The sequence below is a fragment of the Amycolatopsis thermalba genome (assembly GCF_003385215.1).
Lineage (GTDB): Bacteria > Actinomycetota > Actinomycetes > Mycobacteriales > Pseudonocardiaceae > Amycolatopsis_E > Amycolatopsis_E thermalba.
Window position 1 is genome coordinate 38,962 of record NZ_PQHW01000001.1, and the last position, 22,105, is coordinate 61,066.

25 protein-coding genes are annotated in these 22,105 nt (G+C 72.8%); 14 read left to right on the plus strand and 11 right to left on the minus strand.

Annotated elements, in window-relative coordinates; translation table 11 throughout:
- Positions 1–93 precede the first annotated feature (93 nt).
- The 4 genes from D0D15_RS00165 (at position 94) to D0D15_RS00180 (ending at position 3,893) form a co-directional block, all read left to right on the plus strand.
- A complete protein-coding gene (locus D0D15_RS00165; RefSeq protein WP_244214916.1) occupies positions 94–702 on the plus strand; it encodes a TetR/AcrR family transcriptional regulator in 609 nt (202 codons plus the stop codon).
- Positions 699–2,294: an MDR family MFS transporter gene (locus D0D15_RS00170; RefSeq protein ID WP_115944127.1), complete on the plus strand. Its 1,596-nt coding sequence runs from the start codon at positions 699–701 to the stop codon at positions 2,292–2,294. Before D0D15_RS00165 ends, D0D15_RS00170 begins: the two co-directional genes overlap by 4 nt.
- A 79-nt stretch (positions 2,295–2,373) precedes the next feature.
- Positions 2,374–3,108 (plus strand): GH12 family glycosyl hydrolase domain-containing protein, encoded by a 735-nt coding sequence (locus D0D15_RS00175; RefSeq protein ID WP_094002804.1) that lies wholly within the window; start codon positions 2,374–2,376, stop codon positions 3,106–3,108.
- Positions 3,109–3,143: 35 nt separating this feature from the next.
- Entirely contained in the window at positions 3,144–3,893 is a 750-nt protein-coding gene (locus D0D15_RS00180) for a class I SAM-dependent methyltransferase (protein WP_094002803.1), read from the plus strand.
- Here D0D15_RS00180 and D0D15_RS00185 read toward each other — a convergent pair.
- Positions 3,886–4,584, minus strand: a complete 699-nt coding sequence (locus D0D15_RS00185) for a GntR family transcriptional regulator (protein WP_094002802.1) — start codon at positions 4,582–4,584, stop codon at positions 3,886–3,888. The genes D0D15_RS00180 and D0D15_RS00185 overlap by 8 nt on opposite strands.
- Positions 4,585–4,704: 120 nt before the next feature.
- On the opposite strand from D0D15_RS00185, the gene D0D15_RS00190 reads away from it, so the two are divergent.
- From D0D15_RS00190 to D0D15_RS00200, 3 genes are read left to right on the plus strand one after another with little or no spacing between them, the layout of a single operon-like run.
- The gene (locus D0D15_RS00190) at positions 4,705–5,856 is read left to right on the plus strand and encodes an acyl-CoA dehydrogenase family protein (protein ID WP_094002801.1); all 1,152 of its coding nucleotides are present in this window, start codon (positions 4,705–4,707) and stop codon (positions 5,854–5,856) included.
- A gap of 11 nt (positions 5,857–5,867) precedes the next feature.
- A complete protein-coding gene (locus tag D0D15_RS00195; protein WP_094002800.1) occupies positions 5,868–6,686 on the plus strand; it encodes an HTD2 family dehydratase in 819 nt (272 codons plus the stop codon).
- Complete coding sequence (locus tag D0D15_RS00200) at positions 6,683–7,489, plus strand: HpcH/HpaI aldolase/citrate lyase family protein (RefSeq protein ID WP_094002799.1); 807 nt, start codon at positions 6,683–6,685, stop codon at positions 7,487–7,489. Before D0D15_RS00195 ends, D0D15_RS00200 begins: the two co-directional genes overlap by 4 nt.
- A 30-nt stretch (positions 7,490–7,519) precedes the next feature.
- Here D0D15_RS00200 and D0D15_RS00205 read toward each other — a convergent pair whose 3' ends face one another.
- Complete coding sequence (locus tag D0D15_RS00205) at positions 7,520–9,733, minus strand: serine/threonine-protein kinase (RefSeq protein ID WP_094002798.1); 2,214 nt, start codon at positions 9,731–9,733, stop codon at positions 7,520–7,522.
- A gap of 174 nt (positions 9,734–9,907) precedes the next feature.
- Between D0D15_RS00205 and D0D15_RS00210 the strand changes: the two genes are divergently transcribed.
- Both D0D15_RS00210 and D0D15_RS00215 read left to right on the plus strand, forming a co-directional pair.
- Positions 9,908–11,029, plus strand: a complete 1,122-nt coding sequence (locus D0D15_RS00210; protein WP_115944128.1) for an extracellular catalytic domain type 1 short-chain-length polyhydroxyalkanoate depolymerase — start codon at positions 9,908–9,910, stop codon at positions 11,027–11,029.
- A gap of 23 nt (positions 11,030–11,052) precedes the next feature.
- Complete coding sequence (locus tag D0D15_RS00215; RefSeq protein ID WP_115944129.1) at positions 11,053–11,847, plus strand: IclR family transcriptional regulator; 795 nt, start codon at positions 11,053–11,055, stop codon at positions 11,845–11,847.
- Here D0D15_RS00215 and D0D15_RS00220 read toward each other — a convergent pair.
- The 3 genes from D0D15_RS00220 to D0D15_RS00230 are packed head-to-tail and all read right to left on the minus strand — an operon-like array spanning position 11,813 to position 15,333.
- Complete coding sequence (locus tag D0D15_RS00220; RefSeq protein WP_094002795.1) at positions 11,813–12,760, minus strand: beta/alpha barrel domain-containing protein; 948 nt, start codon at positions 12,758–12,760, stop codon at positions 11,813–11,815. The two genes, D0D15_RS00215 and D0D15_RS00220, sit on opposite strands and share 35 nt — an antisense overlap.
- A complete protein-coding gene (locus tag D0D15_RS00225; RefSeq protein WP_094002794.1) occupies positions 12,753–13,958 on the minus strand; it encodes a CaiB/BaiF CoA transferase family protein in 1,206 nt (401 codons plus the stop codon). Before D0D15_RS00225 ends, D0D15_RS00220 begins: the two co-directional genes overlap by 8 nt.
- A 16-nt stretch (positions 13,959–13,974) precedes the next feature.
- Positions 13,975–15,333 (minus strand): GntP family permease, encoded by a 1,359-nt coding sequence (locus D0D15_RS00230; protein WP_094002793.1) that lies wholly within the window; start codon positions 15,331–15,333, stop codon positions 13,975–13,977.
- 155 nt (positions 15,334–15,488) lie between these two features.
- Here D0D15_RS00230 and D0D15_RS00235 point away from each other — a divergent pair, with 155 nt between their 5' ends.
- Complete coding sequence (locus D0D15_RS00235) at positions 15,489–15,968, plus strand: DUF2975 domain-containing protein (protein WP_094002792.1); 480 nt, start codon at positions 15,489–15,491, stop codon at positions 15,966–15,968.
- On the plus strand, positions 15,968–16,222 hold the full coding sequence (locus D0D15_RS00240; protein WP_094002791.1) for a helix-turn-helix domain-containing protein: 255 nt from the start codon (positions 15,968–15,970) through the stop codon (positions 16,220–16,222). The genes D0D15_RS00235 and D0D15_RS00240 overlap by 1 nt, the downstream gene beginning before the upstream one ends.
- A 12-nt stretch (positions 16,223–16,234) precedes the next feature.
- Here D0D15_RS00240 and D0D15_RS00245 read toward each other — a convergent pair whose 3' ends face one another.
- The 5 genes from D0D15_RS00245 to D0D15_RS00265 all read right to left on the minus strand — a co-directional run bounded on the left by D0D15_RS00245 (position 16,235) and on the right by D0D15_RS00265 (position 19,504).
- A complete protein-coding gene (locus tag D0D15_RS00245) occupies positions 16,235–17,452 on the minus strand; it encodes an MFS transporter (RefSeq protein WP_094002790.1) in 1,218 nt (405 codons plus the stop codon).
- 123 nt (positions 17,453–17,575) lie between these two features.
- Positions 17,576–18,241, minus strand: a complete 666-nt coding sequence (locus D0D15_RS00250) for a DUF899 domain-containing protein (protein WP_094002863.1) — start codon at positions 18,239–18,241, stop codon at positions 17,576–17,578.
- A gap of 28 nt (positions 18,242–18,269) precedes the next feature.
- Positions 18,270–18,605, minus strand: a complete 336-nt coding sequence (locus tag D0D15_RS00255; protein WP_115944130.1) for an ArsR/SmtB family transcription factor — start codon at positions 18,603–18,605, stop codon at positions 18,270–18,272.
- Complete coding sequence (locus D0D15_RS00260; RefSeq protein WP_094002788.1) at positions 18,595–19,026, minus strand: SRPBCC domain-containing protein; 432 nt, start codon at positions 19,024–19,026, stop codon at positions 18,595–18,597. The genes D0D15_RS00255 and D0D15_RS00260 overlap by 11 nt, the downstream gene beginning before the upstream one ends.
- Before the next feature lie 109 nt (positions 19,027–19,135).
- The gene (locus D0D15_RS00265) at positions 19,136–19,504 is read right to left on the minus strand and encodes a DUF5997 family protein (protein ID WP_094002862.1); all 369 of its coding nucleotides are present in this window, start codon (positions 19,502–19,504) and stop codon (positions 19,136–19,138) included.
- 45 nt (positions 19,505–19,549) lie between these two features.
- Here D0D15_RS00265 and D0D15_RS00270 point away from each other — a divergent pair, with 45 nt between their 5' ends.
- From D0D15_RS00270 to D0D15_RS00280, 3 genes are all read left to right on the plus strand, one after another.
- Complete coding sequence (locus tag D0D15_RS00270) at positions 19,550–20,272, plus strand: LysR substrate-binding domain-containing protein (RefSeq protein ID WP_233156991.1); 723 nt, start codon at positions 19,550–19,552, stop codon at positions 20,270–20,272.
- Between the two features lie 144 nt (positions 20,273–20,416).
- On the plus strand, positions 20,417–20,749 hold the full coding sequence (locus tag D0D15_RS00275; protein WP_094002861.1) for a TfoX/Sxy family protein: 333 nt from the start codon (positions 20,417–20,419) through the stop codon (positions 20,747–20,749).
- 58 nt (positions 20,750–20,807) lie between these two features.
- The gene (locus D0D15_RS00280) at positions 20,808–21,116 is read left to right on the plus strand and encodes a DUF1905 domain-containing protein (RefSeq protein ID WP_094002786.1); all 309 of its coding nucleotides are present in this window, start codon (positions 20,808–20,810) and stop codon (positions 21,114–21,116) included.
- Here the strand turns inward: D0D15_RS00280 and D0D15_RS00285 are convergent.
- Positions 21,100–22,104, minus strand: a complete 1,005-nt coding sequence (locus D0D15_RS00285) for a 2Fe-2S iron-sulfur cluster-binding protein (protein ID WP_094002785.1) — start codon at positions 22,102–22,104, stop codon at positions 21,100–21,102. The two genes, D0D15_RS00280 and D0D15_RS00285, sit on opposite strands and share 17 nt — an antisense overlap.
- Between the last annotated feature and the right edge of the window lies 1 nt (position 22,105).

Genomic DNA, 22,105 nt, shown 5'->3' on the forward strand with positions numbered 1-22,105 from the left:
CGGTACGTCAACTGAACCCGGACCACGCAATCCGCCATTCGGGAAGACCCGCCTTTGCACTCCCACCGTGAGAGTGCAACAATGCACTATGACATGAATAGTGCACCTACCGGCCGCTCCGAGCGGATGGCCGCCACCGCCGCCCGGGTGACCACCGTGGCGCGCCGGCTCACCGCCGAGCGGGGCCTCACCGGCTTCACCGTCGAGGAGGTGTGCGAGCGCGCCGGCATCTCGCGCCGCACCTTCTTCAACTACTTCGCCACCAAGGACGACGCCGTCCTGGGCCGGTCCGCGCACCGCGACGACGAGGACCTCGTGGCCGCCTTCCTCGACGGCACCGCCCCCCTGCTCGACGACCTCGCCCGGCTGACGGCGCAGCGCTGGGCACGCGCCGACATGACGGTCGAGAACTGCCGCGAGGTGCAGGCCGCCGTCGAACGGGAACCCCGGCTGCTCGCCAAGTTCCTCGAGCAGCTCCTGCGCGACGAACAGTCCGATGTGGAGCTGGTCGAACGGCGGGAAGGCCTGCCGCGCGGCGACGTGCTCCCGGCGACCGCCGTGCAGGTCGTCGGCGCCCTGGCCGGCGCCGCCGTCCGCGAATTCGTGTCCGAGGGCAGCACCACGCCCTTCGCCGACCTCCTCACGCGCCGGCTGGACGCCGCGCGCACCCTCCTGTCCCCCGACCCCGAACGGACGTCATGACGACCACCGCGCCCGCCCCGCTGCTGCTGACGCAGAGACGGATCTGGATCATCTTCAGCGCCCTCATCGCGGGCATGCTGCTGTCCAGCCTCGACCAGACGATCGTGGCGACCGCGATGCCGACGATCGTGGGCGACCTCGGCGGCGTCGAGCACCAGGTGTGGATCACCACCGCCTACCTGCTCGCCACCACGATCGTCATGCCGATCTACGGCAAGTTCGGCGACGTCCTGGGCCGGCGGCGGCTGTTCCTCGTCGCGATCGCGTTGTTCACCCTCGCCTCCGTCGGCTGCGCGTTCGCCACCGACTTCTGGGTGTTCGTGGTGTTCCGCGCGCTGCAGGGCTTCGGCGGCGGCGGGCTGATGATCCTGTCCCAGGCGATCATCGCCGACATCGTGCCCGCCAACGAGCGCGGCAAGTACCTGGGCCCGCTCGGCGCCGTCTTCGGGTTGTCCGCCGTCGGTGGCCCGCTGCTCGGCGGGTTCTTCGTCGACCACCTCAGCTGGCAGTGGGCGTTCTACATCAACATCCCGGTCGGCGTCGCGGCGTTCGTCATCGCGCTGGTCGCGCTGACGCTGCCGAGCAAGAAGGCGACCCAGCCGATCGACCTGGCCGGTGTGGTGTTCCTGTCGCTGGCCACCACGTGTTTGATCTTCTTCACCGACTTCGGGGGCGACTCCGACCACGGCTGGGCGGCGCTGGAGACCTGGGCGTGGGGCCTGGGGCTGCTCGTGTCGGCGGTGGCGTTCGTCGTGGCGGAAAAACGCGCCGCGGACCCGATCATCCCGCTGAGCCTGTTCCGCAACGGCATCTTCGTCAACGCCACCGCGATCGGGCTGGCGCTGGGCCTGGGCATGTTCGCCGCGATCGGGTTCGTGCCGACGTTCCTGCAGATGTCGTCGGGCACCTCGGCGGCCGCGCTCGGCCTGCTGCTCCTGCCGATGATGGCCGGCCTGATCGGCACCTCGATCGTCTCCGGGTCGGCGATCACCAAGACCGGGCGCTACCGGATCTACCCGATCCTCGGCACCGTCCTCACCGCCGTGGCGATGGTCCTGATGACCACGCTCGCCGCGGACACGCCGATCTGGCTGATCTGCGGGTACCTGTTCGTGTTCGGCGCCGGGCTCGGGCTGATCATGCAGGTGGTCGTGCTGGTGGTGCAGAACGCGGTGCCCGCCGCGATGATCGGCACCGCGACGAGCACGAACAACTACTTCCGCGAGGTCGGCGCGGCGCTGGGCACGGCCGTGTTCGGCACGATCTTCACCACACGCCTGACGGAGAACCTCAACGGCGTGTTCACCGCGGCCGGCGCCTCGGCCGCGGACGCCTCGGCCACCACGGCGACCCTCGACCCGGCCGCGCTGAACCAGCTCCCCGAGCCGGTGCGCGACGGGGTCGTCACCGCCTACGCCGACGCGCTCGCCCCGGTGTTCTGGTACCTGCTGCCGTTCATCGGGATCGCGTTCGCGTTGTCGCTGGTGCTCAAGCAGATCCCGCTGTCGGACGTGGCCGGCCTGGTGGCCCGCGGCGAGGCCATCGGCGGCGAGGAGGCCGAACGCCTGGAGGCCGAACACCGTCGCGGGTGACATGGCGGCGATCTCACCGTCATCCGTGCTACTTTCCGACCGTCGGCTGGGGGACCACCGACAGGTAGGGAAGACGCACATGACACGCACGAGGCCGGCGGTGCTGCTCGCCGCTTCCCTGCTCCTGCTGACCACCACCACCGGCACCACGGCCTCCGCCGCCAGCACGACCTGCGCCGACCCGGTGTTCACCACCAGCGACCCGAACGGCGGCTGGTCCGTCGGCGGCTACTACGTGCACAACAACATGTGGAACCAGGCCGAGGCCGGCCCGCAGACCCTCTACGCCTGCTCCCACGACGACTGGTACGTGGAGTCCACCCAGCCCGGCACGACGTCGGTGAAGACGTACCCGAACGTCCACAAGGACATCAACGACCTCGACGGCGCACCGCTGTCGGACTACTCGACCATCACCTCGACCTTCGCCGGGCGCGGGCCCGGCACCGGGATCTACAACGTCGCCTACGACATCTGGCTCAACGGCGTCGGCCAGGGGCCGGGCGCGACCGAGCTGATGGTGTGGACGGAGAACCACCACCAGGTGCCCGCCGGGGACGTGGTCACCACCTACACCGCGGGCGGCGTGACCTACGACGTGTGGCACGACGACGGCTACCTCGCGTTCGTCGCGCGATCGACCCAGTTCTCCGGCAGCATCGACATCAAGGCGATGATCGACTGGGCGGTGGGCCGGGGGTACGTCCCGCCGGACCCGACGGTGAACCAGATCGGCTACGGCATCGAGTTCTGCTCCACCAACGGCGTCCCGGCCCGCTTCACCGTGACCGGCTTCTCCGTGACGATGACCTGATCTCGCTCTGCCTGCGGCGACGCGGAGGGAACACCATGACCACCTTCGATGAGATCAAGGCCAAGCAGCACAAGACCTGGAGCAGCGGCGACTACGGCCGCATCGCGTGGCTGACCGTCCCGCTCGCGGAAACGCTGTGCGCCGCGGTGGATCCGCGGCCCGGGGCGCGCGTGCTGGACGTCGCCACCGGAACCGGGCACGTCGCGCTCGCGGCGGCGCGGCGGTTCTGCCGGGTCACCGCCATCGACTACGTGCCCGCCCTGCTCGAGGTCGCCCGGCGGCGCGCGGAGGCGGAGGGGCTGGAGGTGCGCTTCCGCGAAGCCGACGCCGAAGCCCTCCCCTGCGCCGACGGCGAGTACGACGTCGTCCTGTCCGCCATCGGCGTCATGTTCACCGCCGACCACCAGCGCGCCGCCGGCGAACTGGTCCGGGTCTGCCGTCCGGGCGGCACCATCGGCCTGGCCGGCTGGACCCCGTCCGGGTTCATCGGCGCACTGCTCGCGATCGTCGGCCGGCACGCGCCGCCACCGGCCGGCGCCCTGCCGCCCACCCGGTGGGGCACCGAGGAGACCGTGCGCGAGCTGCTGGGCGACCGGGTCACCGACTTCTTCCTCACCCACTACGGCCCGACGCACCTGGCCGCGCAACGCCTCACCCAGGAGGGGTGGGACGCGTTCCGCGCCGACCTCGTCACCCTCGCGCAGGACAACAACCTCGCCACCGACGGCACCTTCGCCGGCGACTGGGAGTACCTGGTCGCCGTCGCCACGAGAACCGTCAGCTGAGCACTTCGCGCCGGCGCAGGTGGTCCACCAGCTGGCCGCCGACGTGCTCGATGTGCGCCGACATCGCCCGGCGGGCTCCCTCCGGATCGCGGGCCCGCAGGGCCTGGAAGATCGCGCTGTGGTCGTGGGCCGAGGCCGACGACCACCCCTCGATCGAGGCGTAGTAGCCCAGCGGCACGTAGTTCACGGTGACGCCGAGCAGGACGGCCAGCCGCGCCGAGTCCGACGCCTTGTTGATGGTGCGGTGGATCCGGTAGTTGAGCGTCTCGACGAGCTCGAAGTCGCCGTCCCGCTCGGCCTGCTCCAGCTTGGCCTGGGTCTCCTCGAGCAGATCCAGCTCGTCGTCGCGCAGCTCGGTGGCGGCGCGCGCGGCGAGCTCGCCCGCGATGAACGCCTGCACCCGGAACAGGTCGCTGACGTCCCGCGTGGTCAGCGGCACCACCCGGTACCCGCGCCGCGGCTCCCACCGCACCGACCCCTCGCTGCCCAGCAGCATCAGCGCTTCCCGCACCGGGGTGGGGCTGACCCCCAGCTCCTCGGCCAGCCGTTCGGTCCGGATGTACTCGCCGGCGCGGAACTGGCCGACCATGATGCCCTCACGGATGTAGGCGGCGACCTTCTCGCTGAGCTGCTGCTTGCCGCCGAACGACGTGCGCCGCGGGCTGCTCCCGCGGCCCTGCGCTGCACCCATGCCCCCGCCTCCGTGCCGGAAAACTGGCCACATCCTATCCCCGGGAACAGATTCTATAGAATAGCGTGCGTGCGGCAGGTGAGCGGTAGTGACCACGACGCAACCCAGGAAGGACACCGGATGGACGGCCTGACCGAGGACGAGGCCGCGATCGTCGCGGCGGTCGGCGAGTGGGTCGGCCGCGAGGTGCGGCCCGTGGTGCGGGAACTGGAGCACGCCGGCACCTATCCGGAGAAGCTCATCGATCAGATGAAGCAGATGGGCATCTTCGGGCTGGCGATCCCCGAGCCGTGGGGCGGGGCGGCGGTGTCGGCGCCGTGCTACGCCGCGGTCACCGAAGAGCTGGCGCGCGGCTGGATGAGCCTGGCCGGCGCGATGGGCGGCCACACGGTGGTCGCCAAGCTGCTGCTGGACCACGGCACGGCCGAGCAGCAGGACCGCTACCTGCCGCGGATGGCGACCGGCGAGCTGCGCGCCACCATGGCGCTCACCGAGCCCGGGGGTGGCTCGGACCTGCAGGCCCTGCGCACGACCGCGCGCCGGGACGGCGCGGAGTACGTGGTCAACGGGTCCAAGACGTGGATCACCAACGCCCGCCGCTCCGGCCTGGTCGCGCTGCTGTGCAAGACCGACCCGGAGGCCGACCCGCCGCACACCGGGATCAGCGTGCTGCTCGTCGAGAAGGGCCCCGGCTTCCACGTGTCCCGGGACCTGCCGAAACTGGGCTACAAGGGCGTGGAGAGCTGCGAGCTCGCGTTCGACGACCTGCGGGTGCCCGCCTCGGCGGTGCTGGGCGGTGTGCCGGGACGGGGGTTCGCGCAGATGATGCGCGGGCTGGAGATCGGGCGCATCCAGGTCGCCTCCCGCGCCCTGGGCGTGGCCCGCGCCGCGCTGGAGGATTCGCTGCGCTACGCCCAGCAGCGGGAGTCGTTCGGCAAACCGATCTGGCAGCACCAGTCGATCGGGAACTACCTGGCCGACATGGCGACGAAGCTGGAGGCGGCGCGGCAGCTGGTGCACCACGCCGCCCGCCGCTACGACTCCGGCCGGCGCGCCGACCTGGAATGCGGCATGGCCAAGCTCTTCGCCTCCGAAACGGCGATGGAGATCGCGCTGAACGCGGTGCGCATCCACGGCGGCTACGGCTACTCCACCGAATTCGACGTCGAACGCTACTTCCGCGACGCGCCCCTGATGATCGTCGGGGAAGGCACCAACGAGATCCAGCGCACCGTGATCGCCCGTCAGCTCGTCAACCGGAACCGGATCTGAGCAGGAAGGTCATGTCGGAGATCGTCGAGCGCACCGAGGTGCTGCTGCCGGAGCCCGCGCGGGCGCTGGGCGCGCTGCTGGACGTGCCGGTGCCGGACCTCGACCGCGGCGAGGGCCTGCCGCTGTTGTGGCACTGGCTGTACCTGCTGGAACGCCCCGCCCAGGCCGATCTGGGCCCGGACGGGCACCCGGTCCGCAACTGCGTCCCGGCGCCGCCGGGCCCCGGCCGCCGCCGCATGTGGGCCGGTGGCCGCGTCCGGACCCGCGGGGCACTGCGGTGCGGGGAGCCGGCGACGCGGCGCACCCGGGTGCTGTCGGTGCGGGACAAGCAGGGCCGGTCCGGGCCGTTGACGTTCGTGGTGGTCGAGCACCGGATCTCCCAGGGCGGCCGGATCGTGGTCGACGAGCAGCAGGACATCGTGTACCGGCCGGCCACGTCGGGTGGCCTGCCCGCCGCGGACAGCGAGACGATCGTGCCGGCCGGGCCGGGCGAACGGGCGATCGAGGTGTCCCCCACCCTGTTGTTCCGGTTCTCGGCGCTGACCTACAACGCCCACCGGATCCACTACGACCGCGACTACGCCCGCGACGTCGAGGGCTACCCCGGCCTGCTCACCCACGGCCCCCTGCAGGCTCTCGCGATGGCCGAAGCCGCCCGCGCCACCGGCCGCGGCGGCGATCTGGAGTTCGGCTACCGGCTGGTGTCGCCGCTGTTCGACCACCAGGGCCTGATCGCCGGTGCGGTCACCGAGCAGGACCAGACCACCACCGCGGTGCGGGACGTGCACGGGCGTCAGACCGCGACCGGAGCCGTGCGGAGCGCGCGATGACCGATCCGCTCGCCGGCGCCCGCAGCTTCCTGTTCGTGCCGGGACACCGGCCGGACCGGTTCGCCAAGGCCGCGGCCTCCGGGTGCGACCTGGTCGTGCTGGACCTCGAGGACGCGGTCGGCCCGGACCGCAAGGCCGACGCCCGTGAGCACGTCCGGTCCTGGCTGGACGACGGGCAACGGGCGGTGGTGCGGATCAACGCGCCCGGCACCCCGTGGTCCGGCGACGACCTGTCCGCCGTCGCGGGCCGGGCCGCCGCGGTGATGGTGCCCAAGGCCGAGGACCGGGCGGTGCTCGACGCGATCGCACGCAGGTCCGGCGCCGCGCTGATCCCGCTGATCGAGACCGCGCTGGGTGTCGCGAGCGCGGTCGAGGTGTGCCGGGCCGATGCGGTGGTGCGGCCCGCGTTCGGCAGCATCGACCTCGCGGCCCAGCTCGGGGTCGACCCCGCCTCGCACGCGGCGCTGCAGCACGCGCGTTCCGCGGTGGTCCTCGCCGCCGCCGCGGCCGGATGCGGCGCGCCGGTCGACGGGGTCACGACGGTCCTGGACGCCGACACCGTGCTGCGGGACGATCTCGCCCACGCGGCCGAGCTGGGGTTCACCGGCAAGCTGTGCATCCACCCCCGCCAGGTGCCGCTCGTCAACGACGCCTTCACGCCCTCGGCGGCGGAGGTCCGGTGGGCCGAGGAGGTGCTGGCCTCGGCCACCGACGGGTCGGTCGGTGTCCACGACGGCCGGATGGTGGACCGGCCGGTGATCCTGCGCGCGCGGGCCATCCTCGCGCGCGGGACGGCTCGGTGACCGCGCCCGCGGACGGGCCCGCCCGGCGGCTCAGTGCGGCCGGGTGAGGTCCCCGGCGCGGAAGGTCTTCACCGTGCGGCTGACCGGCCCGTCGAGCGCGTCCTTGGCCGCGCGCGGGTAGACCCACCGCAGCGTGGCCGTCGAGCCGGGGCCGACGAAACCGCGTTCGTAGAAGATGCGGCCGTCGCCGCGGTAGCCGGAGATCGTGTACAGCTCGCCTTCCACGCGCTGGGCCGTGACCTGCCCGCCTTCGGCGCGGATGTCCTCCGCCGCCCCGGCCAGGACGTCCGCGGTGGAGTGGCCGGCGGTGTTGTTGGCTCCCCACACGGTCATCGTCGCCCCGAGGCTCGGGTCGGTGAACTCCATGCCGTCGCCACCGGGCGGCGTGTAGGGCTGCCGCTGGTAGCCCTCGGGCACCAGCGCGGTGAACCCGAAGCGGGCGTTGGTGTAGGTGCCGTCGTCCGCGGCCGGGAAGGACGACGGGACACCGGCGCCGCGGCCGAGCATCGCGAGCAGCTCCGGCCGCAGCAGGTCCGTGATCTCCGCGTACGGGAGCGTGATCGTCTCCTGGCCGGCGGCGGTGGTACAGCCGAGTTCGGAGTACAGCACCAGGAAATCCACGCCGGCATGCGTGAACACGAGGTCCGCGGCCGGTACGTGGTCGCCGCCGCGGGGCGTGTCCGCGGTGTCGATCGACGCGGGCGCACCCGGCCCGCTGACGCTGACCCGGCGGCAGAACCCCTGCGCCGAGCGCGCCACCAGCCGTTCGGTCAGCGTGGCCATGCCCTGCGCGGTCAGCACGTCCTCGCGGAAGACGTCCCGCGGTCCGAGGACCCGCCCGGTGGCCAGGTCGACGGTGACGCTCTCCGGGAACCGCCAGCTGGTGTGGGACAGGAAGTCCGAGTCGAGCGCGTGGTCGTAGCGCACGGACAGCAGCCGGTCGGTGCGCAGGGCGACGACCGCGGTGGTCCGCACGCCCACGGTTTCGCCGCGGCTGAGGAAGTCGGGCAGGATGTCCGGGCGGGACAGTCCCTCCCGCAGCGAGCGCAGGCGTTCGTCGGCCGGCGCCCGCAGCGCGGCGTTGATCCGCTCCTGCACGGCGGCGTCGGGGTGCCCGGTCACCCGCGGGTACTGCAGGTCGTAGGTGATCGGCAGCGCGGGGTCGGTGCCGGCCGTGGTCTCGATGTCCACGCTCAGGGCGGCCTGCCGCGGCGGATCGTCGAACTGCTGGTAGACCAGGAATCCGCCGACGGCGAGCACCGCGGTCACCAGAACACCGATGACCACCTTGCCGATGGTCGTGGCCGCGATCCCCGCTCCGGCCGGCGCGGCGGCCGTCAGCGGGGCGGCCGCGGTTCCGGCGGTCGCGAGCAGCGCGAGCGGGGTGAGGGCCGTCAGGGCGGCGACGGGTGCGGCGAGCCGCTTCCACCCGCGGCTTTCCCAGTCCGGGCCGTAGGCGGCGCGCGCGGTGGCTTCGAGTTCGGCCACGAACGCGTCGGCGGTGACCGGGCGCTGCCGGGGGTCCTTGGCCATGCCGCGCGCGATGAGCGCCCGCAGCGGCTCGGGCACCGCGGCCAGCGGCACCGGCGCGGACTGGTGCAGCGCGCGCAACCGCTCGGTGGTGTCCGCCTCGAACGGCCGGTGCCCGGTGACGCACTGGAAGAACACGCAGGTGGCGGCGTAGACGTCGGTGGCGGGCAGTCCCGGCAGTCCCGCCCACTGTTCCGGGGCCATATAGGAGGGCGACCCGGCGGCGAGCCCGGCCTGTCCGTCCAATGTGGCCAGTCCGAAGTCCACGAGCTTGGACTCCCCCGCCTGCGACACCAGGACGTTGCCCGGCTTGTAGTCGCGGTGCACGACGCCGACGGCGTGCGCGGCCGCCAGCCCCAGCAGGGAGCCCTTGAGGATGGCCAAAGCCGATTCGGGCGCCAGGGTCTTCTCGGCGGCCAGCAGCACGCGCAGCGAGACCCCGGGAACGGCCTCCATGACCAGCGCGGCGCCCTCCGGGCGTTCGACGAACTCGTGCAGCCGCGCGACGTGCGGGCTGCGCACGCCGTGCAGCAGATGGGCCTCGCGGCGGAACCCGTCCAGGATTCCCGGGTCGGCCAGGAACTCCGCGTGCAGGTACTTGATCGCGACGAGCTGCCCGGAGGTCTCGTGCTTGGCCAGGACGACGTGGCCGAAGCCGCCGGTGCCGAGCACCTCCAGCTCGGTGTAGCCGGGCACCCGCCACCGATCGTCCATGATCCGGTATCAGAGCACGAACGAACCGGTCGCGCCACCGAAACCGCGGTATTCGCGGTGGTGACGGGCACCATGACCGGCTCGCCGATTGTGTTGCCCGGCAACGCGGTCCCGCGACGGCGTGGTTCTTACCATCAGCGGCACCGGAACCGACCTCGACGTGGAGGTGTGCCGATGCGCCGCGCGCTGACCGCCCTGCTGACGCTCGTCCTGGCCTTGCTGGGCCTCGCACCGCCGGCGCAGGCCGCCGGGCCGGCGGAGGTGACCGGCTTCGGCTCGAACCCGGGCAACCTGCGCATGTTCCGCTACGCCCCCGACGGGCTGCCCGCCGGCCGCCCGGTCGTCGTGGCGCTGCACGGCTGCACCCAGAACGCGGCCGGCTACGCCACCGGCACCGGCTGGATGAAACTGGCCGACCAGTGGCGGATCTCGGTGGTGTTCCCGCAGCAGAGTTCCGCCAACAACGCCAGCAGCTGCTTCAACTGGTTCGAACCGGCCGACACCCGCCGCGGCTCGGGTGAGGCGTTGTCGATCAAGCAGATGGTCGACCGCACGAAGGCCGACCTCGGTGCCTCGTCGGCCTACGTCACCGGCCTGTCCGCCGGGGGCGCGATGACCGCGGTCATGCTCGCCACCTACCCGGACGTGTTCGCCGGCGGCGGGATCGGCGCGGGGCTGCCGTACGGGTGCGCGACCTCCGCCGTCACCGCGTTCAGCTGCATGAACCCGGGGACCGACCAGGCCCCGGCGCAGTGGGGCGACAAGGTGCGCGCCGCGGCCGACCACTCCGGCACGCACCCGCGGGTGTCGATCTGGCACGGCACCGCCGACACGACCGTCGCCCCGCGCAACGCCACCGAACTCGTCGAGCAGTGGACCAACCTGGCGGGCACCGACCAGACGCCGGAGGTGAGCGACACGGTCGCGGGCTATCCGCACCGGATCTACGGCGGCGCGGTCGAGTACTTCCAGATCACCGGGATGGGCCACGGTCAGCCGATCGACCCGGGCACGCAGGCCACGCAGTGCGGCACCGCCGGCGCCTACCTCCTCGACGTGAACCTCTGCTCGGCCTACCACCTGGGCCGTTTCTGGGGCATCGCCGACGACACCGGCGCCCCACCGGCCGGCCACACCGACACCGCGGTCGGCACCGCCACCGACCACTACGTCGCCGGGCGGGTGGACGTCACCGGGTACAACGCGCTCGGCGCCCGCTACGGCTACACCGCGCCGATCACCCTGTACCTGTGCGGCACGAACTGGACCGACCGGCCCGATTGCACGCCGATCTGATGCTGGTGCCGTATTTTCGGCGTATGGGCACCGCGGACGAGCGCAGGGCGGACGGCGAGGGCGGTCCGCGTCCGCTGCTCGTGCTGGGCAAGATCGTCGACATCCTGGACGCGTTCACCCTGCACCAGCCCTCGCTCACGCTGCGGGAGCTGCAGCAGAAGACGGGGCTGCCGCAGTCGACGGTGCAGCGGCTGGTGACGAACCTGGTCGCGCACGGGTTCCTCGACCGCGCCGGGGACGGGTTCCGGCTCGGGGTGCGGATGGCCTACTGGGGCGCGGCGGCGGGCAAGGACCTCGACGTGCTGTCGGTGGTGAACCCGGTGCTGAAGGACCTGCGCGACGCGACCGGCGAGACGGCGTGCTTCTTCCGCGCGGAGGGGCACCACCGGGTGTGCATCGCGGTCGCGCAGACGCGGCACGCGCTGCGGCGGGAGATGTCGGTCGGCAAGATCGCGCCGATCACGGTCGGGTCGCCGGGGCGCGTGCTGCTGGCGTGGTCGCCGGGGCTGGCCGAGGAGGTGCTGCGGGAGGACCTGCCCCAGCTGACCGAGAGCACGGTGACCGACCGGGACGAGCTGCGGCGCCTGATCAAGCAGACCGCGGCCGAGGGCTACGCGATCACGGTCGGCGAGCGCGTGGACGGCGCCTCGGGCCTGGCCGCGCCGGTGTTCGACTCGGCGGCCGACCTGGTCGGCGCGCTGGTGGTGAGCGGCCCGACGATGCGCATGCCGTACGAGAAGTGCCTGGACTGGGTGGACGTGCTGGTCGAACACGCGGAACGGATCACCCGCGCGCTGGGCGGCCGCCACCCGGGCTGAGCCGCTCGCCGATCGCCCACGGGAACGCCGTCGCGCTCGTGCGGGCCCCCTGCGCGGCCCGCGACCGGTTCGGCTCCCCCAGCTCGTCCAGCAGATCGCCGGACAACCGCACGATCCGCGCGAACGACGACGGCGTGAGCCACGGCGGCCGCACCGCGAACAGCAGGTCCTCAGTGGACGCGTTCCCACTGGCGCCGGGCGCGAAGGGGCACCCGCCGAGCCCGCCCAGCGCACCATCCACTTCGGACGCCCCGGCCGCGATGGCGGCCAGCGTGTTCGCCACCCCCAGGCCCCACGTGTCGTGCCCGTGGTAGACGATGCGGCGCGGCGGCGTCTCCGCCGCCACCCGGGCCACCAGGCTGGTCACCTGCGCGGGCACGGCCTGTCCCAGGGTGTCGCACAGCACGATGTCCCCGGCGCCCTCGGCCCGCGGGTCGCGCGCGATCGCCAGCACCCGCTCCTCCGGCACCGCGCCGTCGAACGGGCAGGTGAACGACGTGGCGACGCACAGCTGGATACAGCCACCGGCAGCGGCCGCCGCCGACACCGCTCGGGGCATCGCCGCGAGACTGTCCTCGGTGGAGCGTCCGAGGTTGGCGCGGTTGTGCGCATCGGATGCGGACAGGCAGTACTGGAAGTTCACCGCACCGGCCTCCCCGGCGCGTTCGACGTGCCGCGGCGTGGCGACCCACACCCAGCAGCGCGCCAGCTCTCCGGGTTCCAGCAACCGGATCACGTCGAGCGTGTCGGCCAGCGGCGGCACCAGGTCCGGGCGCGCCATCGAACCGATCTCGATGCTGGGCACCCCGGCGGCCAGCAGCTCCCGGATCACCGCGACCTTGCGTGCGGTCGGCAGCGGTTTCCCGGTCAGCTGCAGGCCGTCCCGCAACGTCACGTCCCGCAGATCAGTCATTCCCGGCCTCCTTCCGGCCCAGCAGGCGCAGGATCTCCGCGGTGTGCTCGCCGAGCTCCGGCCCCGGGGTGCGCAGCGGCAACGACTCGGTGCCGATCACCGGCACGACCCCGGGGAACCCGATCGGCACCTCCTCCCCCGTGCCCGGGTCGACGGGCAGCGGCTGGATCATCGCCCGGGCGCGGTACTGCTCGTCGGCGCAGATGTCGGCGGCCGTGTAGATCGGGCCGGCCGGCACCCCGGCCTCGTCGAGGACCTTCAGCACCTCGTCCCGGTCGCGGCCGCGGGTCCACTCCCCGATCGCCTCGTCCAGCTCGTCGCGCCGCGCCCAGCGGCCCGCGTTGTCCGCCAGCCCAGGGTCGCCGGCGAGGTCGGGGCGGCCGATGGCGAGCATGCAACGGCGGAAGATCGAGTCGCCGTTGCCCGCGATCACCACGCTGGTGCCGTCGCCGCACTCGTAGGCGTTGCTGGGCGCGATGCCCTCCATCCGCCCGCCCACGCGCTGCCGCTCGACCCCGTAGGCGAGGTGGTCCGGCACGAGCGACTCCATCATCGAGAACACCGCCTCGTGCAGCGCGACGTCGACCACCCGCTCACGCAGCGGCCGCCGTTTCGGCAGCACGGCGCGCTCGTACAGCTCGACCATCACCCCGAACGCGGCGTACAGCCCGGCGATCGAGTCCCCGATGGACACCCCGACCCGCGACGGCGGCCGGTCGGCCTCCCCCACCAGGTTGCGCAGTCCGCCCATCGCCTCGGCCACCGCGGCGAACCCGGGCCGGCCGGCCAGCGGCCCGGTCTGGCCGAACGCCGAGATGCGCGCGAGCACGACGTCCGGGTTGGCCCGTTCCAGCTCGGCCGGTCCCAGGCCCCACTTCTCCAGCGTGCCGGGGCGGAAGTTCTCGATCACCACGTCGCACCGGCGCACGAGGCCGAGCACGATGTCCCGCCCCGCCGCGGTCCGCAGGTCGACCGCGATGGACTTCTTGTTGCGGTTGACGGTGTGGAACAGCATGGACACCGTGCCCGCGTAGAGCCGCCAGCCGCGCAGCTCGTCGCCGCGGCCGGGCCGCTCGACCTTGATCACCTCGGCGCCCAGGTCGGCCAGCAGCCGCGCGGCGGTCGGCCCGGCGATGTAGTTGCCCAGCTCCAGGACGCGGATCCCGCGCAGCGGCAGGTGTGCGTGTTCGGTGTCCATCGGAACCTTTCCGTGTCTAGAGGACGAGGTTGAGGGCCAGGATCGGGCCCAGCGCCACCACGGAGGCGACCGAGACGCCGACCGAGACGGTCTTCAGCGCGCCGCGCGTCGTCTGCCCGAGCAGCGATTGCAGCAGCCAGAACGTGTTGCTGGTCAGGTGGACCATGAACAGCGATCCGGCGCCCGCGGCCAGCGCGATGAGGACCGGGTCCAGCCCGAGGGACGGGGCGATCGGGGCGAGCAGGCCGGCCGAGGTGATCGCGGAGATCGTCACCGACCCGACCGCGATGTGCAGGACCGCGGCCATCAGCCACACGAGCAGCAGCGGGGCCCAGGTGTTGGCGGAGAAGTACTTGCCGAGGATGTCGCCGAGCCCGGCCGCGGCCAGCACCGCGGCCAGGCATCCGCCCACGCCGTTGAGCAGCAGGATCTGCCCGCTGTCGCGCAGGCCCGAGCCGAGCGCGGACTCCACCGCGGGCTGGCCCATGTACCGCCGCCCGATCAGGCAGGTGCCGACCAGCCCGAGCAGCAGCGCCACCACCGGGCTGGACAGGAACGCCACGACCGGGTTCGACCACTCCAGCATCTCGGCCACCGCGCCGGTGGCGATCAGCACGAGCGCGCCGAGCAGCGGGCTGAACACCACCGGCAGGGCGGGCGGCTTGCGCAGGTCGAGCGCGGCCACGGTGCCCGGGCCGCCCCGCGGCGCTTCCGGTGCCACGGCCTCGTCGGCCATCTCGTCCTTGGCCGGGTCCCACCAGCCGCGGGCGAAGAGCACCGACATGATCGCGATCGCGATCGTCACCGTCGGGATGATCACGACGAGACCGAAGAGCAGGTACTTGCCCAGCGGCACGTGCAGCAGGCCGGCCAGGGCCAGCGCGCCGACGCCGGGAACGGTGAACACGATGCCGCACTCCAGCGCGATCGCCAGCGCCGTGGCCATGCGCGCGACCCCGCGCGGTCCGAGCCGCTTGCCGATGCCCCTGGCCAGCGGACCGGAGATCACCAGCAGCACGTCGAGGAAGATCGACTGCAGGACGGTGGCGATGGTCAGGGCCATCGCGTACGGGATCCGGCGCGGGCCGAACACCGTCAGCAGCTTGTCCACCAGGCGTTCGATGGCCCGCAGATCGCGCAGGATGGCGCCGATGAGCACGCCGAACGCGATGAGCAGGCCGATCTCGGCCATCACGTCACCGAAGCCGGTGGTGATCTCCTCCACGGTCTTGCCGACGCCGAGCCCGGTGGACAGCCCCAGGTAGCAGGAGCCGAGCACCAGCGCGATGACCGGGTTGAGCCGGAAGCGGACGATCAACACCACGATGGCCGCGACCGTGACCCCGGTGTTGATCAGTGTTGCCGTGTCTGACATGCGGTTGTCCCGTCGCTCGTGCCACGTTGCACTGTTCGCCACAATATGAACATGAACCCACCATGTGGGTCAATAGTGCGTGAGTGAGTAACCGACGTGCCGCCAGTCGACAGAAACCAATTGATTTTCAATAGATATCGAGCGATACTCGGTGCATGTTCGCTGAACGCTGGGTCGTCCCCCTCCTCCGGATCCTCCTCGTGGCGCTGTTCGGGATCCTCGTGCTGCTCCAGGTGATGTCGCTGCCCGGGCAGTTCGCGCACATGGCGCGGGAGAACCCCGATCTCGCCCACCTCCGGTGGCCGGCCACCGCCGTCACGGTGTTCTGGGTGCTGTGCGTCCAGGTGGTGATCGTGGCGATGTGGCGGCTGCTGACGATGGTGCGGAAGGACCGCATCTTCAGCGCGGGGTCGATGCGGTGGGTCAACGTGATCGTCGGGGCGATCGCCGCCGGGTGGCTCGTGCTCGTGGCGGTGTTCCTGTACGTCGGCTTCCGCGCCGACGACCCCGGCCTCCCGCTGCTGCTGTTCCTGATGGTGGTCGGGGTCGCCGTGGCGGGCCTGCTGATGGTCGTGATGCGCGCGCTGCTGCGGCAGGCCACCACGCTGCGGACCGACATGGAAGCGGTGATCTGATGCCGATCGTCGTGCGCATCGACGTCCAGCTCGCCAAGCGCAAGATGAGCGTCGGCGAGTTCGCCGAGCGGGTCGGCATCACCCCGGCGAACGTCGCGGTGCTGAAGAACGGCCGCGCGAAGGCCGTGCGCTTCTCCACGCTGGAGGCCATGTGCCGGGTGCTCGGCTGCCAGCCGGGCGACCTGCTGGAGTGGGTCGCCGACGACGACGCCGACGCGGAGACCGCGGACCAGGCGGGCACCCTCAGCCCGTGACACCGCCGTCGATCATGCCGGGCTGGAGCGGGATCGCGCGCCCCCCGCCGCGATGGCCACCACACCGGCAGCCGCGGTGAGCCCGCCGCACACCATGACGGCCGAGGCGGAACTCCGGTCCACGACGAAACCACCGGCGAGGGCGCCGAGAGCGATCGTGGCCTGGAAGGACGCGGTGAACAGGACCGAGGCCGCTTCCGCCGCGCGGGGTGCCGCCAGGGCGAACCACGTGTGCGAGGCGACCGGAACGGCCCCGTACGCCAGGCCCCACGCGACCAGGAGCGCCACCGCGCCCGCGAGCGAGGTCCCGGCGAGCGGGAGCAGCGTGGTCGCGGCCGCCAGCAGCCCCGCGCTCACTCCGAAGACCACGCGCGGATACCGCGGGAGGCCGGCACCGGCGAGGAAGTTGCCGGCGATCCCGGCCGTGCCGTAGATCAGGAGCACGACCGTGATGGCCGCCGGGGACGCCTCCGTCACCTGCTCGAGGAACGGCCGCACGTAGGTGTAGGCGCCGAAGTGCGCCAGGACCACGAGGACCGTCACCAGCAGGGCCGCGCGGGTGCCCGGGCGGCCGAGCACGGCGGTCAGCACGCCCCGGCTGGTCGCCCGGAGCGGCGGCAGCGGGGGCAGGACCACGGCCAGTGCCGCGAGCACCGCGCCGGAGAGGACCGCCAGGACGACGAAGGCGGTGCGCCAGCCGGAGAGGTCGCCGAGGAAGGTTCCCGCCGGGACGCCCAGCACCGAACCGAGTGGCACCGCCGAGAAGATCACCGCGGTGGCCCGCGCCGCGGACCGGGGCGGGACGAGGCGTTCGGCGAGCCCGGACGCGATCGCCCAGAACCCGCCGATGGTGACCCCGACGAGGACGCGTGACACCAGCACGGCCCAGTAGCCGGGCGCGGCGGCCGCGACGACGTTCGCCACCGTCAGCACCGCGAGGAAGGCGCACAGCATCCGCCGGCGGTCCAGGCGCGCGGTCACGACGGTGATGACCGGGGCGGCGATCGCGGCCAGGATTCCCGGCATGGTCATCATCAGGCCGGTGGAGCCGTCCGAGACGGCGAACGCGGCGCCGATCGGCGTCAGCAGGCCGATCGGCAGGATCTCGGTGGTGACGATGACGAAGATTCCCGTCGTCACCGACAGGACGGCGACGCGGCCCCGCCACGCCGGAAGCGGGTGAACGCCGGTGCCGCCGCGTCCGGCGTCGTGTGTGGTGGCTGCCGCCATGACTCCTCGCCCGGTTGGTGGTCGATCATCCGGGCACCAGTCCAGCAGCCGGGGCGCGGGCGGTCTGGCAGGTTTCCGACCCCACCGTCGGGAGCGCCGGCCGCTCCTGCCCGCGCGACCGGATCAGGCCGGGTAGTCGTCGTGCCAGTGCCACCACTCGTAGGGCGGCGTGCGCGGGTAGCCCTCGGGTGAGTCCTCCCAGGTCTCCTGCCGTCCGAGCGCGGTGATGTCGAGGTAGCTCCAGGTGCCGCCCATCGCCTCGTCGCCGCGGTTGTTGACGAAGTAGGTGCGGAACACGCGGTCGCCGTCGCGGATGAAGGCGTTGGTGCCGTGGTACTCGGCCACCCCGAAGTCGCTGTCGAAGTCGTCCAGGATGGTGTACCAGGGCATCGTCCAGCCCATCCGCGCCTTGACCCGCTCGATGTCCGGCTGCGGCGCGCGCGAGGCGAACACCAGCGTGGTGTCGCGGGCGTTGAGGTGGGCGGGGTGCGCGACCTGGTCGGCCACCATCGAGCAGCCGACGCACGCGTGGCCGGGCCAGCCGTGCACGCCGGGTTCGAGGAACGCCCGGTAGACGATCAGCTGGCGGCGGCCGTCGAACAGGCCGAGCAGGGTCGTGGGGCCGTCCGGCCCGTCGAACCGGTACTCCCGGTCCACCTCCGTCCACGGCATGCGGCGGCGCGCGGCGGCCATCGCGTCCTTGGCGCGGGTCAGCTCCTTTTCCTTCACCAGGAGCTCCCGCCACGCGGCCTCCCACTCCGGCCGCGAGACGATCGGGGGTGTCCTCATCGGATTCTCCACCTTCCACATCGGACGATCATGCGGTACCTCCCAGGTGGTCGCGCAGTTTCCCCAGCCGGTCGTCCCAGTCGCGGGCCAGTGCGGCGAGGAACTGTTGCGCCACCTGCATCGGGGCCGGCCGGAGGTGGTAGCGGACGCGGCGCCGCTCCCCCGGCTCGGCGGTCACGAGACCGGCGTCGGCGAGCAGGGCCAGGTGCTTGGCGACGCCCTGCCGGGTGATCGGCAGCCGGCCGGCGAGGTCGGTGGCCGTGGCCGGCCCCGCCGCGGCCAGCTCGGCGAGGATCGCCCGCCGCGTCGGATCGGCCAGCGCGGCGAAGACCTGCTCGGCGACGGCCTCGGCGTCACGCCGCATCGAGGTAGGCGGCCAGCTCGCCCAGTTCACGGGCCCAGCCTCGGTTGTTGCCGTCGAACGCTTCGCGGTGCGCGCCGCCGGGCAGCTGGGCGAAGCCGGTCTCCACGACGGTCAGCCGCGTGCCGCGCCCGGCCGGTTCCAGGGTGAACTCGACGTAGGTCCGGCGCGGGTCGTCCTCGGGCAGGCCGTAGATCCGCCAGGTGAAGCCGAACACGCGCGGCTCCTCGACCCGCTCGATGCGCAGGTCCTGGCGGGACCCGTCGTCCCACTTCAGCTCCGCCGCGCCGCCCGGCCGCAGGTCGATCGACGCCTCCTGGCCGAACCACGTGCCCAGCCCCTCGGCGGTGGTCAGCGCGGCCCACACCGTCTCCGGCGGGTGGCCGAGCTCGACGACCCGCTCGATGCGATCCGGAAATGCCATGACGCCTCCTGTTGCAACTCGTTGGTTGCCACACTATGGCAACCGAACGGTTGCGTCAACGGGCGCGAAAAAAGCCGGCCTCCCGTATCGGGGAGACCGGCCGCGGCGCCTACTTCTGCTTCTTCAGCCGCGCTGCCTCCTTGCGCACCTCGGCCTGGGTGGCGCGCTCGTGCTGCAGCCACTCGGGGTTCTCGGCCTTCAGCGCGTCGATCTGCTCGGTGGTGAGCGGCTCGGTGATCCCGGCCCGGGCCAGCCCGCCGATGGACACGCCCAGCTTCGCCGCGACCACCGGCCGCGGGTGCGGGCCGTTGCGGCGCAGTTCGCGCAGCCACTCCGGCGGGTCGGCCTGCAGGGCGTTCAGCTCGTCGCGCGAGACGACACCCTCCTGGAACTCCGCGGGGGTGGCTTCCAGGTACACGCCCAGCTTCTTGGCCGCCGTCGCGGGCTTCATCGTCTGGGGAGTCTTCTGCGACGTCATGCGGTCCAGGGTAACGACCGCGGTCACGGCCGGTAACCTGGCGTGGTGACAGAGCCGACCTCCTTCACCCTCGGGTACGTCCCGGGGGTGACGCCCGGCAAGTGGGTGCGGATCTGGCAGGAGCGGACGCCGGACATCCCGCTGGACCTGGTGCAGGTCACCGCCGCGGAGGCGGCGGACCGGGTGCGCGACCGGGCGGTGGACGCGGTGCTGCTGCGCCTGCCGACCGACCGGAGCGGCCTGCACGCCATCCCGCTCTACACCGAGACGACGGTCGTCGTCGTGCCGAAGGACCACCTGGTGGCCGCCGCGGACGACGTCACCGGCGAGGACCTGGCCGACGAGCTGGTGCTGCACCCGCTCGACGACACCCTCGGCTGGGAGCACCCGCCGGGCCGGCCCGCGCTGGAGCGCCCCGCGACGACGGCCGACGCGATCCAGCTCGTCGCGGCCGGCGTGGGTGTCCTGGTGGTGCCGCAGTCGCTCGCCCGGCTGCACCACCGGCGCGACCTGACGTACCGGCCGCTGACCGACGCCCCGCAGTCGCGCGTCGCGCTCTCCTGGCTCGAAGACGAGACGACCGACCTGATGGAGCAGTTCATCGGCATCGTGCGCGGCCGGACCGTCAACAGCACGCGCGGCCGGCCACCCATGCCGAAACAACCCAAGGCGAAGCGCCCCGCGGAGGAGCGCAAGCCCGCGCCGCGCCGGAACCAGCCGCGGGGCGCGGCGAAAGGCGGCCGGCGCGGCAAGCCCCGCCGCCGCTGACCCGCGGCGCGTCGACCCGCGCTGAGCGGACGCCGGAACGCCCGTCCCGGGGCGATCTGCCGCCGCGACCGAAGCCCCGCCGTGCGGTTCTCCCGCGTGCCGCACATCCCGGCGGCCGCGGGGGCGCACCGGCCATACTCGGGCATGGCTTACGACCACGAACTCGCCGACCGGGTCCGGGATCTGCTGTCCGGCGCGGACGGCATGAGCGAGAAGCGGATGTTCGGCGGGCTGGGGTTCCTCGTCCACGGCAACATGGCCCTCGCCGCGGCCTCCGGCGGTGGGCTGCTCGTGCGGGTCGAGCCGGACGACGGTGAGCGGCTCCTCGGCGGGGACGTGCAGCCGATGGTGATGCGCGGGCGCGAGATGCGCGGCTGGCTGCGCGTCGGCCCCGCCGCCGTCCGGACTCCCGAGCAGCTCGGCGAATGGGTCGAACGGGGCGTGTCCTACGCCCGGGCCCTGCCCGCGAAGGCCTGAGTGATCGCCCGCGCGCCGCGGCCCCGAAACTGTCGGTGCCCCGTGGCAGTCTGACCGCGTGAACATCGCTTTCGACGCCGAACTGTGGGTGTGGGACGCGCGGCGCGCCGACACCTGGACGTTCGTGAGCCTGCCCGCCGGCGCCTCCGACGAGATCAGCGACCTCACCGAAGGCAGCCGGCAGGGCTTCGGATCGGTGCGGGTGCGCGTCCGCGTCGGCGCGACCACCTGGACGACCTCGGTCTTCCCGGACAAGGCGCGCGGCTGCTACGTGCTGCCGGTCAAGCGCGCCGTCCGGGAAGCCGAGGGCCTGCAGCCGGGCGACACCACGGCCGTCACCCTGGAACCCCTCACGAGGCCGGCGTGAACTTCTCCCGGTGGATCCGCCTCGGCGACATCCGGCGCCGCTTGAAGGCCTTCACACCCGCCTCCACCATCGCCGGCGGGCCGCACAGCCACCCCGACCAGCCGCGCCCGCTCGGCACGTCCTCGACGAACGCGTCGGTCGGGAACCCGCCGCGGTACGCCGGATCCGGCTCGTCCGACAGCACCGGCACGAACCGGAAACCCGGGTGCCGCCCGGCGATCTCGGCGAACCGGCCGAGGTCGTACAGGTCCGCCGCGCCCCGCACGCCGTGGTACAGCAGCACCTCCCGCTCCGGGTGCCGCGCCAGCGCGGTGCGGGCGATGCCGACCAGCGGGGCCAGCCCGGTGCCGCCCCCGATGAGCACCATCGGGCCGCCGTCGTCCTCCTCCGCCGGTGGCAGGTGGAAGTCGCCGAGCGGGCCGGTCGCCTCCACCCGGTCCCCGGCGGCGAGCCCGCCGAAGAGCCAGCCGTCGGTGGCGATCCCGCCGGGCACGCGCCGGACGTGCAGCTCCAGCACCTTGTCCTCGTCGGCCGTGTTGGCCAGCGAGTACCGCCGCCGCGCACCGGAGCCCGGCACGACCAGCTCGACGTACTGCCCGGCCTCGAACGCGAGCGGCTCGGACAGGCCCAGCAGCACCCGGCGGGTGTCCCGCGCGATGTCGGCGACCTCCAGCACGGTGGCCGTCAGGTCGCGCAGCGGGTGCGTGGCGCGCCCGGCGTCGGCGGCGCTGCTGACCTCCGTGTCGGCGAGCGGCCGGGCCTGGCAGGCCAGCGCCAGGCCCGCGGCGCGCTCCTCGGGGCTGAGGGTGTCCTCCGGCGCGGCGCCGTGGTCGACCTCGCCGGTGAGCACCTTGAGCTTGCACGTGCCGCAGGTGCCCTGGTTGCACGAGTTGGGCATCCACACCCCGCCGCGCAGGAACGCCTCGAGCAGGGTCTGGCCGGGGGCGCACTCGACCCGCCTGCCGCCGACGCTGACCGCGAACGTCACC

Excerpts from the sequence above, each read along its gene's own strand:
- D0D15_RS00195 (WP_094002800.1), top strand. The coding sequence starts at position 5,868 with ATGTCGGAGATCGTCGAGCGCACCGAGGTGCTGCTGCCGGAGCCCGCG.
- D0D15_RS00215 (WP_115944129.1), top strand. The coding sequence starts at position 11,053 with ATGGGCACCGCGGACGAGCGCAGGGCGGACGGCGAGGGCGGTCCGCGT.
- D0D15_RS00210 (WP_115944128.1), top strand. The coding sequence starts at position 9,908 with ATGCGCCGCGCGCTGACCGCCCTGCTGACGCTCGTCCTGGCCTTGCTG.
- D0D15_RS00180 (WP_094002803.1), top strand. The coding sequence starts at position 3,144 with ATGACCACCTTCGATGAGATCAAGGCCAAGCAGCACAAGACCTGGAGC.
- D0D15_RS00235 (WP_094002792.1), top strand. The coding sequence starts at position 15,489 with ATGTTCGCTGAACGCTGGGTCGTCCCCCTCCTCCGGATCCTCCTCGTG.
- D0D15_RS00175 (WP_094002804.1), top strand. The coding sequence starts at position 2,374 with ATGACACGCACGAGGCCGGCGGTGCTGCTCGCCGCTTCCCTGCTCCTG.
- D0D15_RS00225 (WP_094002794.1), bottom strand. The coding sequence starts at position 13,958 with ATGGACACCGAACACGCACACCTGCCGCTGCGCGGGATCCGCGTCCTG.
- D0D15_RS00205 (WP_094002798.1), bottom strand. The coding sequence starts at position 9,733 with ATGGACGATCGGTGGCGGGTGCCCGGCTACACCGAGCTGGAGGTGCTC.
- D0D15_RS00170 (WP_115944127.1), top strand. The coding sequence starts at position 699 with ATGACGACCACCGCGCCCGCCCCGCTGCTGCTGACGCAGAGACGGATC.
- D0D15_RS00190 (WP_094002801.1), top strand. The coding sequence starts at position 4,705 with ATGGACGGCCTGACCGAGGACGAGGCCGCGATCGTCGCGGCGGTCGGC.
- D0D15_RS00230 (WP_094002793.1), bottom strand. The coding sequence starts at position 15,333 with ATGTCAGACACGGCAACACTGATCAACACCGGGGTCACGGTCGCGGCC.
- D0D15_RS00240 (WP_094002791.1), top strand. The coding sequence starts at position 15,968 with ATGCCGATCGTCGTGCGCATCGACGTCCAGCTCGCCAAGCGCAAGATG.
- D0D15_RS00200 (WP_094002799.1), top strand. The coding sequence starts at position 6,683 with ATGACCGATCCGCTCGCCGGCGCCCGCAGCTTCCTGTTCGTGCCGGGA.
- D0D15_RS00275 (WP_094002861.1), top strand. The coding sequence starts at position 20,417 with ATGGCTTACGACCACGAACTCGCCGACCGGGTCCGGGATCTGCTGTCC.
- D0D15_RS00250 (WP_094002863.1), bottom strand. The coding sequence starts at position 18,241 with ATGAGGACACCCCCGATCGTCTCGCGGCCGGAGTGGGAGGCCGCGTGG.
- D0D15_RS00185 (WP_094002802.1), bottom strand. The coding sequence starts at position 4,584 with ATGGGTGCAGCGCAGGGCCGCGGGAGCAGCCCGCGGCGCACGTCGTTC.
- D0D15_RS00255 (WP_115944130.1), bottom strand. The coding sequence starts at position 18,605 with ATGCGGCGTGACGCCGAGGCCGTCGCCGAGCAGGTCTTCGCCGCGCTG.
- D0D15_RS00165 (WP_244214916.1), top strand. The coding sequence starts at position 94 with ATGAATAGTGCACCTACCGGCCGCTCCGAGCGGATGGCCGCCACCGCC.
- D0D15_RS00245 (WP_094002790.1), bottom strand. The coding sequence starts at position 17,452 with ATGGCGGCAGCCACCACACACGACGCCGGACGCGGCGGCACCGGCGTT.
- D0D15_RS00265 (WP_094002862.1), bottom strand. The coding sequence starts at position 19,504 with ATGACGTCGCAGAAGACTCCCCAGACGATGAAGCCCGCGACGGCGGCC.
- D0D15_RS00260 (WP_094002788.1), bottom strand. The coding sequence starts at position 19,026 with ATGGCATTTCCGGATCGCATCGAGCGGGTCGTCGAGCTCGGCCACCCG.
- D0D15_RS00220 (WP_094002795.1), bottom strand. The coding sequence starts at position 12,760 with ATGACTGATCTGCGGGACGTGACGTTGCGGGACGGCCTGCAGCTGACC.